Genomic DNA, 17358 nt, shown 5'->3' with positions numbered 1-17358 from the left:
TATTAATTAACGATTATTCTTACAGGTCTTTGTTTTTGGCAAGGTTTTGGTTTTTATTCGGGTTTAATGAAAAACAATACTAAATAAAATGATTTCTGTGCCGATTTACTTTTTAGGTCATGGAAGACGAGTGTAAGAAACATCCTACAAATTTGCTCTAGGGCAAAATGATGGCAAGGGGAAGTAGTATGGAGGTGACAATGAGAGAGCAAGAGGTTCTTGGCCTGCTGTTGCAGGGCTGTACGAACAAGGAAATCGCCAGGCAGCTCCGTATCAGTGACTATACGGTTCGCGATCACGTGTCTTCGCTACTAAGAAAGAGCCGTGTAAAGACCCGTGTCGAGCTTATGGCGCGTTGTGTTTCTATCTTGCTTCCGGGAAAAAGTAACCGACCCCCTACATCTGTCGGATTGCGTAACGAGTCAGCACATACATAATGTGTCTTGTCACAGAATATATCTTGTCAGGGCGATCAGCGTTATCGGGATAGCGCCCCAAGGTCAATAATCTCAATGTTGCACTACGGTTGCTTTTCGGTGTTCGGCTATCTGGCTGCCCGGAACAGGGGATTTCTGAAGTTCGTCCTTACGGCAAACCGTAAAGAATAAAAAGGAGCAATCATGACTGTTTGTTTTGTTCGGGGCCGGTCTGAGTCCGATCAGTCATTGCGGTTGGATCCGCATCGGCCCGGTTTGAATCTCACAACAGACTTCCATCGCCTGGCAACCCGTCAGTCGGCACTTTCGGTGACGCAACTTGCCGAGCAACAGCAAAAACTGTCCGGCCCCGTTGGCCTGTTTGCCAAACTCTGCCGACAGGTTCGCTCGCATGGACGCCAGGCCCCGTTGATCGAAGAGGTCGAGCGGCTTGAGGGGCGCAAGCGCAAGTGGCTGGCCGAGCAGGCTGTACAGTTCATCCTGGGCTTGCACGGCCGCCGGCCAGCGGTCGACAACCCGTTCAAAGGCCTGTTGCGCGAAGACCTGTGTTGCATCGTGTTCGATGACGCATCGCTGCACACGCTGGTCGAGCGTTACACTGCCGGTGAAGCACTGCGGCACCAGGACAGTGAGTACTTCGTCAAACTCATTGCCACCACACGGAACACAGTCGAGCGACGAATCGTCTTCCACGGCCTGCTCGAACACTTCGACCGATTACTGCCGATCGAAAAGAGCATCTACCCGCTCAATTATCGCACCACCCAGCTTGCCCATCTGGAGCAGGAAGAGACCCTCTACGGCAAGTTGATCATGGAGCAGCCCATTAGCGCACTGCTTGAAGTACATACCCCTGCATGGCTGTTGGAAAATCTTTCCTCTTTTGAGTTTTCGATTGATTGAGAACCTGCTCTGGGTACCCATGGATTAATACTTTCTCTGAGAAGTATTTTACATGGATATATAAAGTCATTCGGCGGTTCACGATTTTTTCAGCGGTGGTGTTGAAACTCTGTAAGTAGAAAATTGGCAAAGTAAGCCGTTGGGGGCGGAAACAGTCACCTTTCATTTAACGTATTGATTGTCGACCCCTGACGATAAGCGTCAGGGGTTCTATAGGCCAGGAGTCCACATTATGCGGGTGATCAGCTCTGGAATAGAAGCGCTGGTAACAGCAAGGCAACTCGATGAAAAAATAGCCTCTAAAAAAATACCCGTTCTTGCTAACTCATCCAGTCATACAAACTTTTTGGACCCCTCCGTGACAATCAGTGGCGGGGCGATTCTCAAGCAGAGAATTTTCGGACTGACAGACCCTAAATTTCCAGCACCCATGCTGGGTAAGGCAGAGTGCGGCACGTCCATGCCTGAAACCTCTTTTTTAACACGGGATGACCGGAGGCTTCTTGGCGAGGTTTATGAGTGGGCCAGAGATCAGGGGGCTGATCTTTTCTACGTCGATGACTTGGCGTTTGGGCTGGCATCCTACAGGGAGAAAGACGATGGAAGGATCTGGTCTCGTCATAACCAAGGCAAGACCTATGACATGGAAGGGCACAAGGTCTTTTACAGTTTTACAGATACAAATGCGGCGACGGCCAAGCGTATTATTGAGGGAAGCGCTTTAACAACGACACGGCTGGATCAGGGTTTTATTCGTTTTATCACGGACAAAGACTACGGTGCCCTTGGTCACAACCACTTTGAGTTCATGGAAAAAGTCATCAATCGTTTTTCGACGTCGGGGGAAAGGGACCAGCAACTTGGACCTGACTATGCTACCTATAAAAGCCAGAAAAACGACTACATTAGAACTCTGTCAAAGGAAAAGTACGCCCCTGGCGAGGGTGACATTCGGGAAACCGGCATACCCGCTCAAAAAACCACAAAACCCAAGGAAATCACCCTGGAAAGCCTGCGAGAAGACATGCGCAACTCGTTCATGAAGGCGATGGGCATCAAGAACTTCTCATCCCTGTTTGACGTTCTGTTCAAGAACCGGCGTTGACCGGTCAGGCATCGGCACTCAGTGGCTGGAGCTCTGACGGCATATCCTGAGCGCTGGCCACGCAGTTGCGACCGGTGCTTTTGGCGAGGTACAGCGCCTTGTCTGCTTCGTGCAACCAGGATGAGGCATCCGGCAGTTCAGGAGAGTAGGCGGCTATGCCGATACTGAGGCTGACCTTGAGATCGCGCTGCAGAGAGTAGGTCATTTCATCTATCGCCAGACGCGTGCGCTCCAGGATTTCCCGCGCTTGAAACAAGTGGGTGTCCGGCAGAATGACGCAGAACTCATCCCCGCCACAACGTCCGATCAGATCCGAGTCACGCAGGTTTTCCATCAGTGCTTCACTGATGTTCTGCAGCACTGTATCGCCCATGAGGTGGCCATAGGTATCGTTGATGACTTTGAAATGGTCAATGTCGATCAGTGCGATGACGCACTGCTGATGCTGGTTCTGGCTTTTTACGTACTCCAGATCAAGCAGGTCTTTCCATGCGCCATGATTGAGCAGTCCAGTGAGGCTGTTGGTGCGGCTTATTTTGCGCAGGATGTTGCGATGCTCCCAGAGCTTCAGGGTGACCTGATGGCTCATCCAGCCGATGAAAATAGGGTAAATCACCAGTACGGGAAGGCAGGCGTAGATCTGTGCCATGTTGCCATGCAGATTGACAGCAGGGTTGAGCAAGGCCAGCGAGATCAGTACACCCAGTGCCTGTGCGCACAAGCCTTGCAGCATCAGGCGTGGCCCGGCAGCAGCCATGTTATGCATGGCCATCATCGCGATGACCGTAACGCCGGGAACGGCACTGAAGCCCATCGCGCCAATCCAGAACCCGCCCATCAGCGAATCGAAGAGCAGATTGCGCCATTCAGCCTGATAGGGTTCGCGCGACTTTTTCGCAATCTGGTAAGCAACATGTGGCCAGACCAAGGCATTGAGCAGTGCCAGCGTCCAAAGCCAGTGTGCGGCATTCACGTAATACAAAGACACAGCGACAGTAATAAAGCCAACGCTGACACCGAGAGATCTCGGCGCGTAGATCCGCTTGGCGAATGCCAGTCCCTTGCGGTGATATGAGCTCATAGTTCCTTACCGGACATAACGTCTTGAATCGGTCAGAAACCATGACTCCTTGACCGAAAGGCTGGAGTTTGAGCGTTCGACAGTGTCATGGGAAGAGCATTTTGCAGTGCTGTGTCAATTAGCTGCACATTGGGAAGGCTTGCATGTTTCGGAGTCAATTAACTGACAAAAACAGCCAGGAAACAGGTTCAAAAATATGACGAAACACACAAGCAGCGGCACACTGGAATAACCGGGCAGTGTAGTTGCGTCTTTGCAAAAGTACTGCCCGGTGACATCCGGCTAATCGAGCCGGGCCAGGTTATGCGGCTGCCTTGTTTTTCTGAATCCCGGTCATCCAGGCGACAGCAATGGCCAGCAATGCAACGACGGCTGCGACATATCCAACTGCATTCAGGCCCAGATGCTCAATGGTCAGACCGCCAATGATCGATCCCAGACCTATACCTGCGTTGGCGGCCGAGACGTTCAAGGTTCCTGCCAGTGCCTGAGCCTGCGGTGCCGCTTTCATCACCCTGATCTGACAGATAGGGAACAACGCTGTGTGGGCAATACCCCAAATCACCAGCACCACGGCCAGTAACGGCATCGAGCCTGCGGCAGGTACGCTTGCGGTCATGCCCAGCGCCAGCAGCAGCGCAAACACCATGGTTGAGCCCAGCGGGCTGCGGTCCACATACCGGCCACCCAACGCATTGCCGATCAGGCCGACTGCACCAAAGCCCATTAACCACCAACCTACTTGAGCCGACTCGATACCTGCGATGCGTTCCAGCGTATCTGCCAGGTAGGTGTAGGCGCCAAACATGGCAGTGAACAGTAAAATGGACAGTAGCAGGTTGGCGAGGAACAGCGGATCTCGCAGGATTTTTGCCTGCTCGGCGAGGCCTACCTTTGCGGTAGGTTCAATACGTGGCATCGACAACGCCAGCAGCACTGCCATTAATGCAGACAGCAGCGTCAGCGCCCAGAACGCGCCGCGCCAGCCCACTGCATCGGCAAATACTGTGCCCAGCGGGATGCCGAACAGCATGGCTGCAGAGATACCGAGGTAGACCTGCGCCACAGCCTTGCCAGCGCGCTTCGGTCCGGCCAGCAGGCTTGCGGTTTCACTGGCGGTGCCCCAGAACACCGGCAACGCCAATGCTGGAATGAATCGCGCCAGTGCCAGTACCCAGATGTTGCTCGACACCGCAGCCAGAGCGTTGGAGGCCGCGAAAATCAGCAGGATGACGATGAACGTACGCTTGCGGTCCAGGTGCGAAAGCATGGCTGTCAGCGGCGGGCCAAACAGCATCACCGTGAAGGCGAATAGCGTGACCAGCAAACCGGCAGTAGAAATGGAAATTCCCAGATCGCGGGCCAGTGAAGGCAGCAGTCCTATGATGAGAAATTCAGTGGTAACGATTACGAAGCCAGCCAGCGCCAGGATCGCGATGGACAAGCCAGCACCGGTCGAGCTTTCGCTCTTGGTGCCGGAGGCGGCAGTTTCCAGAGACGGCATGATACGAACCCATAAAAAATAAGTTCGCCAGCTTATTGCAGAAAATGATTCCTATCTTTGGCAAATATTCCGTACATTGTGGACTTAAATTCACTAATTGGTCTTCCATGTGCTGTCCACTGACCGCCTCAAGGGCATCGAAACGTTTGTCGCCGTTGCCAATGCTGGGAGCTTTACGGCAGCCGCTGACCGCTTGAGTCTGACTAATTCCGCAGTCAGCAAAAGCGTTGCACGCCTGGAAAGCCGCCTGGGCATGCGTCTGTTCGAGCGCACTACCCGAAGTCTGGCGCTGACCGAGGAGGGTGCGGCCTATCATGCGGTATGCACGCGACCTGGAGGCTGCCGAAACCGCGCTGGCGGCGCAGCTTACAGAGCCCGCCGGACAACTGCGTATCGATCTGCCTGCGACCTTTGGTCGTTTGCACGCGCTGCCGCTGATCCTCGCCTTCACCGGGCAGCATCACAAGCTGCGTCCGCGGATAACCTTCACTGATCGTTTCGTTGACATTCTTGAGGAAGGTATCGACCTGGCCGTGCGCATCGGCGGTCCTGCTGTCTGGCCAGCGGGCGTGGCGCACCGTTACCTGGGCACCGAGCGGGTGATCTTTTGTGCTGCACCGGCTTATCTGGAGCGCCACGGCGTACCGACGACGTTCGAGGACCTTGCCAGTCACGCATGTATTCTGTTTGGTCGTGGCGATGGCAGCACCAGCCCTTGGTTGTTTGTTGACGACCAAGGGCAGCGTGAGGCTCGCGCTGTCGAAGCGCGGCTGGTTATCGGCAACGGCGAAGCCCAGGTGGCTGCGGTGACTTCGGCGTGGGGCATTGCGCAGCTGGCGACCTGGCTGATCAGGGAGCAGTTGCAGCGTGGCGAGTTGGTGGAGATCCTTCCACAACTGGCCACTGACGGTTTGGCGCTGCATCTGGCCTGGCCGCGCAACCGCGAGTCATTGCCCAAGGTGCAGGCGCTGGTCGAGCGACTGTCAGAGGCGTTGCGGGTGGATTAAGCCATACTGGTCAGAGCCACCCGATGCTCGAATCATTCGCCTATGACGGCCTTCACCAGCGCTGCGTGTTCCTTCGGGTTTTTCGCGTTGGAGACCACGTTGAGCACGGCTGCGCGGGCACCCGAAGCGGCAATGATCGATGTGCTCAGAACCTGGGCGTCGCTCATGGTCGCGGAGGTATCCAGCTGCCGTACACCCAGACCGTTCTTCTTGACGATCTTCTTGTCACCCAGCTTTTTGAAGTCTTTGTAGCCGGTACTCTGCTGGGCAAGTATCCCGGTGACCAGGCCATCAAGCACTACGCCGTCGTTGTCGCTGGCCTGCACGCCCATTGGCATAGGCGTCTCGGTAACGATTAGCACGCGCTTTTCAGCGGCATTGGTGTAGAGCGCACCCGTCACCCCCTGAGCCTTGGCCTTCGCGTCAATCTCGGGCATCTCGCCCTGCACGTAGCCCGCAGGAATGGTAAACGCCAGTTTGCCACCCAGCAGCGAAGCCTTTTGTACCGCAGCGGCAGCAGGCGCGGCGGCCTGGGGCTTGGTCGCGGCCTGAACGCTGACCATGCTCTGGCAGGCTGCCAGTGCGACACACACAACGATTGCCTTGAAACCGAAAGACCGCATGGAAATTCCTTTTTTGTCTGTTAAATGGAGATGTATCGAGGCCTGTGTGCCCGAGGAATGTGAGTGGCCCGGCAGGTAAAAGTGCCCATAAAAAAACGGCCAGCAGGATCACTCCGGCTGGCCGTCCTTTATTGCGTTTCGCTTACTCGGCGATCTGCAGTTTGCGCGACTCGGTATAGACGTAACGCACTTTATCGTACTCGAATGGCGAGTTCAGCTGGCCATAACGGAAGCTGGTGACATACCGGCGATCAATCGCACGCAGCACGGTGATTTCCGGATGGTCGTCGCTGACTTCGGCAACGTTCAGGAAGTTGATCTGGTTTTCAGCCGTGTAGTCAAACAGCATACCGCCCGTGTCACGCAGGTTCGATGGACCGAACAATGGCAACACCAGATAAGGGCCGGCAGGAACACCATAAAAGCCCAGCGTCTGGCCGAAGTCTTCGCTCTGGCGCGGCAGGCCCATCATGGTCGCCGGGTCCCAAAGACCGGCGATGCCGATGGTGGTGTTGAGCAGCAGACGACCGGTTGTGTCCAGCGAACGCTCACCCTTGAACTGCAGCAGGCTGTTCAGCAGGTTGGAGACGTCGCCCAGGTTGCTGAAAAAGTTGCTCACGCCGCTGCGCACGAAGCCGGGTGTGATGTAGCGATAGCCGTCCACGACCGGCAGGAACACCCATTCATCAAAGCGGTAGTTGAAGTGGTACACCCGACGGTTCCAGGATTCCAGCGGGTCGTAGACTTCCAGCGCGTTAATGGAGGCGCGCTCGAATTCACGCTGATCCAGCCCCGGGTTGAATTGCAGCGACTTCAGCGGCTGGGTGAAACCGTCAGCATCGGTCTGACGGGCCACAGTAGCCGGGTGTTGAGCCTTGTTGCTGGTATCCGCGTCAGCGGCCTGGACTGTGCCGGCACAGAGCAGAGCGGCAAGAAGTAAAAGACGTTTAGCCACGGAAAAACTCCAGCATGGCGTCGGTGTTGACGCGGTAATTAAGGTTGCCGCAATGCCCGCCGTACGGATAAACGGTCAGACGATCCCCGAAGGTCTTGCGCAGGAAGCCCAGATCACCCGAGCCCAGAATCACATCGTCAGCGTTGTGCATGACGGCAATCTTGGTGTTGCTGTGCAGGTAATCCTTGAGTGCGTAAAGACTGACCTGGTCGACCAGTTGCAGCAGGCTACCGCCGTCAGTGCGGGCGCGCCACATCGGAATGACCTGTTCGGTCAGGTAGCAATCGAAGTCGCATTGCAGGGCACGCTTGAGGAACGGCGTCAGGCTGGTGCCTTCAGAGATAGGGAATTTTGGTGGCGTGATCAGGCCGCGGCGGTTGATCAGGTCCGAGGTGAACGCGATGTCGGCCGACGAGAAGCGGAACGAGGTACCGATCAGCATCGCCATCTGCTCATTGGTCAGGTGCTGCTTGGACTGCTGAAAGTCGAACAGCAGTGCATCGTTGAGGTCGATGTAACCCTTTTGCCGGAAGTAACGGGTCAGCTTGGCCAGCACCAGCTCGTAGAACGTGGTGGTGTTGTTGATGCCCTTGACGTTGGTCTGCACCAGTTTGTCGAGGTTGCTGATCGAGGTGTAAAGGTTGACCGGCGGGTTGAGCAGCAGCACTTTCTTGAAGTTGAAGCTGCGGCGGGTTTCATCCAGTTTGCTGACGAAGGCGGCATTCAGTGCGCCGAGGCTGTAACCGGTCAGGTAATAGTCGGTCACCGGCAGTTGCGCCTGCTGGGCACGAATGGCCTGCATGACGCGATAAATGTCTTCTGCGTCGTCGGTGGAGACGCCAGGAGTGGCGAAGCGCGAGGCCGAGCTCATGAAGTCATAGCTGGTGGGCGAAGACAGCTGCACCACGTGGTAGCCCGCGCCGTAATAGAGTTTTTTCAGGAATTCATTGATGGTGCTGTTATACGGCGCGCCTGTGCCGGCAATCAGGAAGATCAGCGGGGCGGCATGGTCCTGCTTCGCCAGGCGATAGTGCAGCTTTTTTACCGCCCAGAAGTTGTCCGGCAGGGTGAACTCGCGCTCGGGATGCAGGTTCAGGGTGTAGACGTCCTGATCGATGTCTTCATCGTCAGGCAGATCGGGGCGCAGATCAGGCGGTGTGGTCGCAATGGTCGCTTCAAACGGATTAGTCAGCGGGTAGCCATAGATGGCAGAGTCGACGGTGGTTGCCAGAGCGGACGCACTTAAACACAAGCCACCTATAACGGTAGCGAAGCGCAGAAAACGGAGCATGACTAAATCCCTTGGGAAAGAAGTGCTGATGAGATACGCAGGCTATGACCAAGGTGTAGTGCCAAAGTGCCGCATCCACCGGTTAACCGTGTAAATTATGACGGAACAATACACGTTCTTTGGATTTTGCAATGCAGTTATGCGGTTTATTTTTCGCAGGCGACGTAGATTGGCTCGGTTTGACCATACAGGCGGGGGACTGACTGCCGCTACATGCCGCTACGCTGCAGCTTCCTGGGGACGAAAAACACAAAGGAGAGCCGTAGCTCTCCTCCAATGTGTTTTACCTGCTCTTTTTATTGTTGTAGGGCGGCCTGTTATTGTTGTTGGCGGCCAGTCCCTTTACAGCGTTGTTGGGCGACCCCCATTCGGGGTCAAGAGCAAACGTATTTTTTTGAGCGCTGACTCGCTTTAATCACCTGTCTGCACAACATCGTGATCCCACCGGTTCGGGAGCTACCTGAAGGTAGTTTTATTGTTCTCTGTCCGGTCGCGAGGCCTTTCACCGAAAGGTCCCTGTAAAGCTGATCCACTCCAAAAAAATCTGTTAGCTGCGCCTCTGTCCGTTTTGTTCTTGTTATGTCAGAGCCGTTACGTCTTGTTTTTATTGGTTTGCCGCTTCGTTTCTTGTTTTTGTTGTACAAGAGAGATAGCAGAAGCTGTGCCAACTTTTCAAAGTGCTTTTAAAACAAAGATCTAGCTGTTCTGCGGGAAGAGGTGAGTGGGCTGCGCTGGAAAAACTGTTCCCGTGTTACCCGTTCGGGCCGGTGGATGTGAGTCGGCGGTAACACATCCTGTTTCGTTTTATAAAACGAGCAGGCTGAGACGTTTTTCAGCAGCGCTTGTCGCTGATGACTGCATGTTGTCGTTTCCCGTTGCCCGAGTGTCGTAGCCAGAGCATGTCTGCTTGCCCGGCAGGTTGATGATGACGGTGGCAATTTGCTGCGTGTCACTGCGCGTGGCGGCGATCAGAGCGCAGCGTGCCCCGAAACTGGACGCTCAGCGTTATACATCAGCCCCGGAGAGCCCGGGAAGTGATGCTTTCAAGCTTCTGCTCGCAGGGCGTGGGAGCGAACTTGTTCGCGAAAGGGCCGGTACAATCTCTGAATATGCATCGTCTGAGATACAGCCTTCGCGAACAAGTTCGCTCCCACGGCCTTCAGCCAGCATCACAAGCAACGTGTGTATGACGATGAGAGCCAAGCGTGGGTGTGCGCTTGAAAACAACGTTGACGAAGCCCGACAACCGTCGGTGCAGACTTCCGGGGAAGCGACAATGATGATGCGAAAAATACTGGGGGCGGGTGCCGCTCTGGTGCTTGCTGTCAGCTCCACGCTGGCGATTGCTGAAACCAAGACCCTGACCATCGGCTATGTGGAAGGCTGGTCCGACAGCGTCGCCACCACCTTCGTGGCTTCCGAAGTGATCAAGCAGAAGCTTGGCTACGACGTCAAACTGCAATCGGTCGCGGCCGGGATCATGTGGCAGGCCGTGGCCACCGACAAGCTCGACCTGATGTTGTCTGCCTGGCTTCCGGGCACTCACGGCGAGTACTACACCAAGTACAAGGATCAGGTCGTCAACTACGGGCCCAACTTCAAGGACGCCAAGATCGGCCTGATCGTGCCTGAATACGTGAAAGCCAAAACCATCGAAGACCTCAAGACCGATGCTTCCTTCAACAAGAAGATCACGGGGATCGATGCCGGTTCAGGGGTTATGCTCAAGACAGATCAGGCCATCAAGGATTACGGTCTGGACGGTTACAAACTGCAGGCGAGTTCCGGCGCAGGCATGATTGCCGAACTGACTCGTGCGGAGAAAGCGCAGAAAGCCATCGTCGTCACCGGCTGGGTGCCGCACTGGATGTTCGCCAAGTGGAAACTGCGTTTCCTGGAAGACCCTAAAGGCGTTTACGGTGCAGCTGAAACCGTCGACAACGTCGCCAGCCTTGGCCTGGAGAAAAAAGCCCCCGAGGTCGTGGCCTTTCTGAAAAAATTCCAGTGGGCATCCAAGGATGAAATCGGTGAAGTGATGCTGGCGATTCAGGACGGTGCCAAACCTGAAGCCGCTGCCAAGGACTGGGTAGCCAAGCACCCGGATCGGGTCGCCGCATGGACCGCTAAATAGTTCTGCAGTCCTCTGCAAAAGCCGTTTCAAGGCCGTCTGGTGCCATCGCCAGACGGCCTTTGCCTTTTCTGGATTACGGTATTTTCTGCACAGGCTGACTTGTGGCGGACCTGTGCCGTGCAAAGAGGTTCATCTGCGGCTAGTGTCGTTCTAATACTAAGGTCGTCTGGAGTGCGCGCCGGACCCGACTAAAGTGCGTTACGTGACATCTCATCTGTGCTGCGAGGACAAAAACAATGAACGACAGCATTTACCTCTCGATTCAAAACAGCCCGCGTTTCAAGGAGCTGGTATCCAAAAGAGAGCGGTTCGCCTGGATTCTCTCGGCGATCATGCTTGGCCTGTATGCGGCCTTTATTCTTTTGATTGCGTACGGACCCCATATTCTGGGGGCCAAGTTGAGCCCGACTTCAACCATTACCTGGGGAATGCCGATAGGCGTAGGGCTGATCCTCTCCGCGTTTGTGCTGACCGCCATCTATGTTCGCCGTGCCAATGGTGAATTCGATGATTTGAACAACGCCATCCTGAAGGAGGCTCAGCAATGATCCGGCGCCTATCAGCAGCACTTGGCCTGGCCACATTCGCGCCGACTCTCTGGGCGGCAGACGCATTGACGGGCGCCGTGCAGAAGCAACCCCTTAACATCGCCGCGATTGTCATGTTCGTGGTATTCGTCGCCTTCACGCTGTACATCACCTACTGGGCGTCGAAAAAGAACAAGACCGCGTCGGACTACTACTCGGCAGGCGGCAAGATCACCGGTTTCCAGAACGGTCTGGCAATTGCCGGTGATTACATGTCGGCAGCGTCCTTTCTGGGTATTTCCGCACTGGTCTACACCTCCGGCTACGACGGCCTGATCTACTCGATCGGCTTTCTGGTGGGCTGGCCGATCATTCTGTTCCTGATCGCCGAACGCTTGCGTAACCTGGGTAAATACACATTTGCCGACGTTGCGTCGTATCGCCTCAAGCAAAAGGAAATTCGCACCTTGTCCGCCTGCGGCTCGCTGGTGGTAGTGGCGTTCTACCTGATTGCGCAAATGGTCGGTGCCGGCAAGCTGATCCAGCTGCTGTTCGGTCTGGACTACATGGTTGCGGTGGTACTGGTCGGCATCCTGATGTGCCTTTACGTATTGTTCGGCGGCATGCTGGCCACTACCTGGGTGCAGATCATCAAGGCGGTCATGTTGCTGTCCGGTGCGTCGTTCATGGCCCTGATGGTTATGAAACACGTTAACTTCGACTTCAACATGCTGTTCTCCGAGGCGATCAAGGTTCACCCTAAAGGTGAAGCGATCATGAGCCCTGGCGGTCTGGTGAAAGACCCGATTTCAGCGTTCTCGCTGGGTCTGGCGCTGATGTTCGGTACTGCTGGCCTACCGCACATTCTGATGCGCTTCTTCACCGTGAGCGATGCCAAGGAAGCCCGCAAGTCCGTGCTGTACGCAACCGGCTTCATCGGCTACTTCTACATCCTGACCTTTATCATCGGTTTTGGCGCGATCCTGCTGGTCAGCACCAACCCGGCGTTCAAGGATGCAGCGGGTGTTTTGCTGGGCGGTAACAACATGGCAGCGGTTCACCTGGCCGATGCTGTCGGTGGCAGCCTGTTCCTGGGCTTCATCTCGGCAGTCGCCTTCGCCACCATTCTGGCAGTGGTTGCCGGTCTGACCCTGGCAGGTGCTTCGGCGGTCTCCCATGACCTGTATGCCAGCGTGATCAAAGCGGGCAAGGCCAACGAGAAAGACGAGATCCGTATCTCGAAAATCACCACCATTGCGCTGGCAGTCGTGGCGATCCTTCTGGGTATTGCCTTCGAAAGTCAGAACATCGCGTTCATGGTGGGTCTGGCGTTCTCGGTCGCTGCAAGCTGCAACTTCCCGATCCTGCTGCTTTCCATGTACTGGAAAAACCTGACCACCCGTGGCGCCATGATTGGTGGCTGGATGGGCCTGATCAGCGCCGTGGTGCTGATGATCCTGGGGCCAACCATCTGGGTGCAGATACTGCATCACGAGAAAGCCATTTTCCCTTACGAATACCCGGCGCTGTTTTCTATCGCCATCGCCTTCGTAGGTATCTGGTTCTTCTCCATCACCGACAAGTCGAAAGCGGCAGAGGGCGAGCGCGCCTTGTTCTACCCGCAATTCGTCCGGTCACAAACAGGCCTGGGTGCCAGCGGTGCGGTTTCGCACTAAGTGCTGAAGCAGTAAATGAAGCAGCCTTCGGGCTGCTTTTTCATGGGCCATAAAAAAGCCCCGCCTGGAGAGGCGGGGCTTTTGCCTGTTGCTTGAAGCAACAGGTTATATCTTGCCGAGCAATACCAGAATCAGCAGGATCACCAGGATAGTACCGATGATGCCCGACGGACCGTAGCCCCAGCTGCGCGAGTGCGGGAATACCGGCAGACCGCCAACCAGCAACAGAATCAGAACGATGATAAGAATAGTGCCGATGCCCATGATGAGTTCCCTCTTTCATTTAAGTTAGTTAACAGATGCAGTACAGAATTTCATACCCAACGGCACTGAATTTGCCTGCTTGACTCATCGGACTACGGCCACTCGGGAAAGGTTTCATCTATTTTTAATAATTTCTTACATATCTAAAAAATCATTAAAATCATGGACTTGATGTGTTTTTGTCCGACAATAATTCGGGTCTAGTTGATGGAAAGTGCCTGAAATGATCTTAAAAATCATTGAACTAAATGACGTGAAAATTCTCCGCTGATTTGCACAGATGACCTGATTGAAATCCAGCAGGGGGCGCGCAGATGTTTTATCGAGTGGCGGCAGATGCCGTGGTCGCGTTTCATCTACTGTTCATCGTATTCGTGCTGTTCGGCGGTCTGCTGGTAGTGAGCAGGCCGTGGCTGGCATTACTACACGTTCCGGCAGTTGCGTGGGGGGCTGCGGTTGAGTTTCTGCATCTGTACTGCCCACTGACACCGCTGGAAAACACACTGCGCCGCACAGCCGGTGAGCAAGGATATGACGGCGGCTTCGTCGAGCATTATCTGATTCCGCTGATCTACCCTGTCGGGCTTACGCCGGGCATACAGCTGTGGCTGGGGGGCATTGTGCTGTTGGTCAATGTGTCGGTGTACGGCCTGTTATTGATGCGTTTCGTATCACGCGTGCGGCATTCATGAGCTTCGGGTTTGCTCCAGGCATTCAGCGCCTTGATGGTGGGATTGTAGGGCCCCGGCTGTGATTACACTCAGGCAACTCCTGCACATCACAAGGCACTCGGCTATGCAAAACCGCATCATGATTACTGGCGCCGGCTCAGGTCTGGGTCGTGAAATTGCACTGCGCTGGGCGCGCGAAGGCTGGCGGCTGGCGCTGTCGGACATCAACGATGCCGGTCTGCAGGAGACCCTGACGCTGGTGCGCGAGGCGGGTGGTGACGGGTTCGTTCAGCGTTGCGATGTTCGCGATTACAGTCAGCTCACGGCGTTTGCTCAGGCATGTGAAGAGCGACTGGGCGGCATCGACATCATCGTCAACAACGCGGGCGTGGCATCGGGTGGCTTCTTCAACGAGCTGTCGCTGGAAGACTGGGACTGGCAGATCGCGATCAACCTGATGGGGGTCGTCAAAGGCTGCAAGGCGTTTTTGCCTATGTTGCAGGCCAGCAAAGGCAAAATCATCAACATTGCGTCGATGGCCGCGTTGATGCAGGCCCCGGCGATGAGCAATTACAACGTCGCCAAGGCAGGGGTTGTGGCACTTTCCGAAAGCCTGCTGGTTGAAGTGCATGATCAGGGCGTCGCCGTGCATGTGGTTTGTCCGTCGTTCTTTCAGACCAACTTGCTGGATTCGTTTCGAGGCCCGACGCCTGCCATGAAAGCGCAGATCGGCAGACTGCTGGAGAAGTCACCGATCACTGCCGCAGATATTGCCGACTACATCTTCAGGCAAGTAGCCGCAGGCGAGTTCATGATCCTGCCCCACGAGGAAGGCCGAATGGCCTGGGACCTGAAGCGCAACCAGCCACAGGCGATGTATGACGAAATGACCATCATGTGCGCAAAGATGCGCGCCAAGGCGCAGAAAGGGCATGCCTGACACAGCTCAAAAGCGGACGCGAGCATCTCACTATCGTGCGACGTTTCGGGCCGGAATGCCGTTGCGTACGTTGACTATCGTGCGACGCTCCGCGTCGCATGCCGTTCCGGATGCTCTGCGTCCTCTTGCGACGCAGAGCGTCGCGACCTGCATTCCCACGCTGGAGCGTGCGGAACGATAATCTCAACTATCGTGCGACGTTTATGACTATCGTGCGACGCTCCGCGTCGCATGCCGTTCTGGACGCTCTGCGTCCTCTTGAGCGACGTGTTCAAGGTCATCAGGGTCATGACCGCGCTGTTTTCTGATAGGGTTACGCCCCTCTTTTAAGCCCCTTTCAGCGAGTCCATCGTGCTCAATTACCTGTGGTTCTTTCTCGCAGCCCTGTTCGAGATATTCGGCTGCTATGCCTTCTGGCTATGGCTGCGCCAAGGCAAAAGCGCGCTGTGGGTCATTCCGGCACTCATCAGCCTGACACTGTTCGCGCTGTTGCTGACACGTGTGGAAGCGGCCTATGCAGGGCGAGCCTATGCGGCGTATGGCGGGATTTACATCGTCGCGTCGATTGCCGGCTGGGGCTGGTCGAGCGGGTCAGGCCGCTGGGTACGGACTGGCTGGGGCTGGCTTTCTGCGTGATCGGCGCCACCATCATCCTGCTGGGGCCGCGCTGGTCTGCTGCATGAAAACTGCGGCTGCCAGCGATATTTCCTACAGATTTAGCTAGGGTCTGTTCCCGTTTCACATTGGCAGCCACAGAAAAGCGCAGGCCATTGCTATGACGCTTTCATAGTTTCTCTTGAGTTTGTCGAACCGAGAAGCCGCCGCCCGGAAATGCTTCAACCGGGCAAAGGCGTTTTCTACGAGATGTCGATTGCGATATAACCCTTTGTCCAGATCTGCGTTCCCTTTCAGAGAATTGCGCTTTCGTGGAATCACCACTTTGCTGCCTTGCTGCTCGACCTGAGCGCGTATCGCTTCAGTGTCGTAGCCCTTGTCCGCAATGATCACTTCTGCATTGAGCATCTTGGCAATCAACGAGGCCGCCTGCGAACAATCATTGGTCTGGCCTCCGGTCACGTCAAATGCAATGGGCAGCCCACAAGCGTCTACAGCCAGGTGAATCTTGCTGGTGTTACCGGCTCGGCTTTTTCCGATGGCCTGGTCCTGCGTGCTGGCAGCACCTGCACTGTGCTGATGAGCCTTTACATAACTGCCATCAATGAAAACCCACTCCATGTCAGGATCGGTCATCAGCACCTCAAGCACCTTGACCCACTTGCCTGAAGCAGACCAGGCATTGAACCGCTTGTAGACCTTGCTCCAGTTTCCAAACGCTTTCGGCAGGTCTCGCCAAGGGCAACCCACACGCATGCGGTACAGCATGCCTTCAACCGTGGTGCGCAAATCTCGCTTGTTGTAGATCGATTCGTGCAGCAAAATTTCTCGAAGCTTCGGCCAGTGCTCATCACTGAGCATTAATCGGGGCATTGCAGGCTCGTATTGGTGTTGTGTGAGAACTCCAACAATACGGGCCTGTTCTCATAGAGATCAATGGGTTACGTCGAAACGGGAACAGACCCTAGAAAGTAAGACCCTTCCTTCAGTCTTTTCCGATGCGTTTGAAGGGCGTTACTGATTTGCCATCAGCGCATTGAAGCGCTCGGTTTCGCGATGCACCCTGCCTTTTTGCGCAACGAGAAGGGTGGGAAAAATGCTGGTACTGACGCGGGAAATTGGTGAAACGTTTTCAATCGGTGATGACATCACCGTGCAGATTCTGGGTATCAACGGCAATCAGGTGAGGCTCGGGATCAATGCCCCGAAAGACATCAAGGTTCACCGAGCCGAGGTCTACAAGCGCATCGCCAACAAACTTTCGCAACAAGCGACAACGCCGCTTCAATAGGCGACGTTGTTCGCCTCATTGAAAAACCGATTCAGGCCCGCCCAAGGTTATTGAAAAAACTCCTTGGGCACATCGTGCTTGAGCATCAACTGACATTGCTGACTCTCAAGATCGAAAAAGATCACCGCCTGGCCTTTGGTCAGCGCATGTCGCACACGCAGCACGCGGGTTTGCAGAGGTGTTTCGTCGCCATTATCGGTGCCCTCACGGGTGACGAAATCCTCGATCAGGCGGGTGAGGGTGTCGGGTTCCAGTTGGTCGTAGGGGATCAGCATGGCGGTTCTCGTGTCGATGAGCAGCGATGATAGAACTGCGGTGCCAGGCACCGCAATTCACA

General features: G+C 55.3%; 17 protein-coding genes and 2 pseudogenes. 11 read left to right on the top strand and 8 right to left on the bottom strand.

The features are described 5' to 3' along the window. The first annotated feature begins 167 nt into the window (after positions 1–167). From AC4ANK_RS21005 to AC4ANK_RS20995, 3 genes are all read left to right on the top strand, one after another. Positions 168–437, top strand: coding sequence for a helix-turn-helix domain-containing protein (locus AC4ANK_RS21005; protein ID WP_004657623.1), 270 nt, complete (start codon positions 168–170; stop codon positions 435–437). A gap of 183 nt (positions 438–620) precedes the next feature. Then, positions 621–1340, top strand: coding sequence for a hypothetical protein (locus AC4ANK_RS21000; protein WP_002552542.1), 720 nt, complete (start codon positions 621–623; stop codon positions 1338–1340). Positions 1341–1572: 232 nt separating this feature from the next. Beyond that, positions 1573–2445, top strand: coding sequence for a hypothetical protein (locus AC4ANK_RS20995; RefSeq protein WP_057442691.1), 873 nt, complete (start codon positions 1573–1575; stop codon positions 2443–2445). Between the two features lie 4 nt (positions 2446–2449). Here AC4ANK_RS20995 and AC4ANK_RS20990 read toward each other — a convergent pair whose 3' ends face one another. Continuing rightward, positions 2450–3526, bottom strand: a complete 1077-nt coding sequence (locus AC4ANK_RS20990) for a diguanylate cyclase (protein ID WP_460384578.1) — start codon at positions 3524–3526, stop codon at positions 2450–2452. Positions 3527–3827: 301 nt separating this feature from the next. Next, a complete protein-coding gene (locus AC4ANK_RS20985) occupies positions 3828–5030 on the bottom strand; it encodes an MFS transporter (RefSeq protein WP_002552546.1) in 1203 nt (400 codons plus the stop codon). A 109-nt stretch (positions 5031–5139) separates the two neighbouring features. On the opposite strand from AC4ANK_RS20985, the pseudogene AC4ANK_RS20980 reads away from it, so the two are divergent. Then, a pseudogene (locus AC4ANK_RS20980) lies at positions 5140–6037 on the top strand (LysR family transcriptional regulator). Between the two features lie 32 nt (positions 6038–6069). Here AC4ANK_RS20980 and AC4ANK_RS20975 read toward each other — a convergent pair. The 3 genes from AC4ANK_RS20975 to AC4ANK_RS20965 form a co-directional block, all read right to left on the bottom strand. After that, positions 6070–6660 (bottom strand): DcrB/PsbP domain-containing protein, encoded by a 591-nt coding sequence (locus AC4ANK_RS20975; protein WP_002552548.1) that lies wholly within the window; start codon positions 6658–6660, stop codon positions 6070–6072. A 142-nt stretch (positions 6661–6802) separates the two neighbouring features. Beyond that, a complete protein-coding gene (locus AC4ANK_RS20970) occupies positions 6803–7615 on the bottom strand; it encodes an MlaA family lipoprotein (RefSeq protein ID WP_460384580.1) in 813 nt (270 codons plus the stop codon). Then, positions 7608–8906 carry a serine/threonine protein kinase gene (locus AC4ANK_RS20965; protein ID WP_031598501.1) on the bottom strand — a complete coding sequence of 433 codons (1299 nt, stop codon included), beginning with the start codon at positions 8904–8906 and terminating at the stop codon, positions 7608–7610. Before AC4ANK_RS20965 ends, AC4ANK_RS20970 begins: the two co-directional genes overlap by 8 nt. Before the next feature lie 1276 nt (positions 8907–10182). Here AC4ANK_RS20965 and AC4ANK_RS20960 point away from each other — a divergent pair. The 3 genes from AC4ANK_RS20960 to AC4ANK_RS20950 all read left to right on the top strand — a co-directional run bounded on the left by AC4ANK_RS20960 (position 10183) and on the right by AC4ANK_RS20950 (position 13240). Beyond that, positions 10183–11037: a glycine betaine ABC transporter substrate-binding protein gene (locus AC4ANK_RS20960; protein ID WP_002552551.1), complete on the top strand. Its 855-nt coding sequence runs from the start codon at positions 10183–10185 to the stop codon at positions 11035–11037. A 236-nt stretch (positions 11038–11273) separates the two neighbouring features. Beyond that, positions 11274–11585: a DUF485 domain-containing protein gene (locus tag AC4ANK_RS20955; protein WP_002552552.1), complete on the top strand. Its 312-nt coding sequence runs from the start codon at positions 11274–11276 to the stop codon at positions 11583–11585. Further along, positions 11582–13240: a cation acetate symporter gene (locus AC4ANK_RS20950; protein WP_031597943.1), complete on the top strand. Its 1659-nt coding sequence runs from the start codon at positions 11582–11584 to the stop codon at positions 13238–13240. Before AC4ANK_RS20955 ends, AC4ANK_RS20950 begins: the two co-directional genes overlap by 4 nt. Positions 13241–13345: 105 nt before the next feature. On the opposite strand, the gene AC4ANK_RS20945 is transcribed toward AC4ANK_RS20950, so the two are convergent. Continuing rightward, positions 13346–13504 (bottom strand): DUF3309 family protein, encoded by a 159-nt coding sequence (locus tag AC4ANK_RS20945; protein ID WP_002552554.1) that lies wholly within the window; start codon positions 13502–13504, stop codon positions 13346–13348. A gap of 314 nt (positions 13505–13818) precedes the next feature. Here AC4ANK_RS20945 and AC4ANK_RS20940 point away from each other — a divergent pair, with 314 nt between their 5' ends. From AC4ANK_RS20940 to AC4ANK_RS20930, 3 genes and pseudogenes are all read left to right on the top strand, one after another. Beyond that, positions 13819–14196 (top strand): DUF2784 domain-containing protein, encoded by a 378-nt coding sequence (locus AC4ANK_RS20940; RefSeq protein WP_002552555.1) that lies wholly within the window; start codon positions 13819–13821, stop codon positions 14194–14196. A 103-nt stretch (positions 14197–14299) separates the two neighbouring features. Continuing rightward, on the top strand, positions 14300–15115 hold the full coding sequence (locus AC4ANK_RS20935; RefSeq protein WP_002552556.1) for an SDR family oxidoreductase: 816 nt from the start codon (positions 14300–14302) through the stop codon (positions 15113–15115). Positions 15116–15466: 351 nt separating this feature from the next. Then, a pseudogene (locus AC4ANK_RS20930) lies at positions 15467–15798 on the top strand (YnfA family protein). 55 nt (positions 15799–15853) lie between these two features. Here AC4ANK_RS20930 and AC4ANK_RS20925 read toward each other — a convergent pair. Continuing rightward, on the bottom strand, positions 15854–16603 hold the full coding sequence (locus AC4ANK_RS20925; RefSeq protein ID WP_460384584.1) for an IS5 family transposase: 750 nt from the start codon (positions 16601–16603) through the stop codon (positions 15854–15856). A 223-nt stretch (positions 16604–16826) separates the two neighbouring features. On the opposite strand from AC4ANK_RS20925, the gene csrA reads away from it, so the two are divergent. Then, entirely contained in the window at positions 16827–17021 is a 195-nt protein-coding gene (csrA, locus tag AC4ANK_RS20920) for a carbon storage regulator CsrA (protein ID WP_002552557.1), read from the top strand. 47 nt (positions 17022–17068) lie between these two features. On the opposite strand, the gene AC4ANK_RS20915 is transcribed toward csrA, so the two are convergent. Next, the gene (locus tag AC4ANK_RS20915; RefSeq protein WP_002552558.1) at positions 17069–17296 is read right to left on the bottom strand and encodes a YheU family protein; all 228 of its coding nucleotides are present in this window, start codon (positions 17294–17296) and stop codon (positions 17069–17071) included. Between the last annotated feature and the right edge of the window lie 62 nt (positions 17297–17358).

The sequence above is a fragment of the Pseudomonas sp. Pmew2 genome, from assembly GCF_058129885.1.
Note: the sequence above shows the minus strand (reverse complement) of the source record. Positions and strands in the feature narration are given on the sequence as shown.

Coding starts and splice junctions, on each gene's coding strand:
- AC4ANK_RS20945 (WP_002552554.1), bottom strand. CDS start 13,504: ATGGGCATCGGCACTATTCTTATCATCGTTCTGATTCTGTTGCTGGTT.
- AC4ANK_RS20950 (WP_031597943.1), top strand. CDS start 11,582: ATGATCCGGCGCCTATCAGCAGCACTTGGCCTGGCCACATTCGCGCCG.
- AC4ANK_RS20955 (WP_002552552.1), top strand. CDS start 11,274: ATGAACGACAGCATTTACCTCTCGATTCAAAACAGCCCGCGTTTCAAG.
- AC4ANK_RS20990 (WP_460384578.1), bottom strand. CDS start 3,526: ATGAGCTCATATCACCGCAAGGGACTGGCATTCGCCAAGCGGATCTAC.
- AC4ANK_RS20960 (WP_002552551.1), top strand. CDS start 10,183: ATGATGATGCGAAAAATACTGGGGGCGGGTGCCGCTCTGGTGCTTGCT.
- AC4ANK_RS21005 (WP_004657623.1), top strand. CDS start 168: ATGATGGCAAGGGGAAGTAGTATGGAGGTGACAATGAGAGAGCAAGAG.
- AC4ANK_RS20915 (WP_002552558.1), bottom strand. CDS start 17,296: ATGCTGATCCCCTACGACCAACTGGAACCCGACACCCTCACCCGCCTG.
- AC4ANK_RS20965 (WP_031598501.1), bottom strand. CDS start 8,906: ATGCTCCGTTTTCTGCGCTTCGCTACCGTTATAGGTGGCTTGTGTTTA.
- AC4ANK_RS21000 (WP_002552542.1), top strand. CDS start 621: ATGACTGTTTGTTTTGTTCGGGGCCGGTCTGAGTCCGATCAGTCATTG.
- AC4ANK_RS20935 (WP_002552556.1), top strand. CDS start 14,300: ATGCAAAACCGCATCATGATTACTGGCGCCGGCTCAGGTCTGGGTCGT.
- AC4ANK_RS20975 (WP_002552548.1), bottom strand. CDS start 6,660: ATGCGGTCTTTCGGTTTCAAGGCAATCGTTGTGTGTGTCGCACTGGCA.
- AC4ANK_RS20940 (WP_002552555.1), top strand. CDS start 13,819: ATGTTTTATCGAGTGGCGGCAGATGCCGTGGTCGCGTTTCATCTACTG.
- AC4ANK_RS20925 (WP_460384584.1), bottom strand. CDS start 16,603: ATGCCCCGATTAATGCTCAGTGATGAGCACTGGCCGAAGCTTCGAGAA.
- AC4ANK_RS20985 (WP_002552546.1), bottom strand. CDS start 5,030: ATGCCGTCTCTGGAAACTGCCGCCTCCGGCACCAAGAGCGAAAGCTCG.
- AC4ANK_RS20995 (WP_057442691.1), top strand. CDS start 1,573: ATGCGGGTGATCAGCTCTGGAATAGAAGCGCTGGTAACAGCAAGGCAA.
- csrA (WP_002552557.1), top strand. CDS start 16,827: ATGCTGGTACTGACGCGGGAAATTGGTGAAACGTTTTCAATCGGTGAT.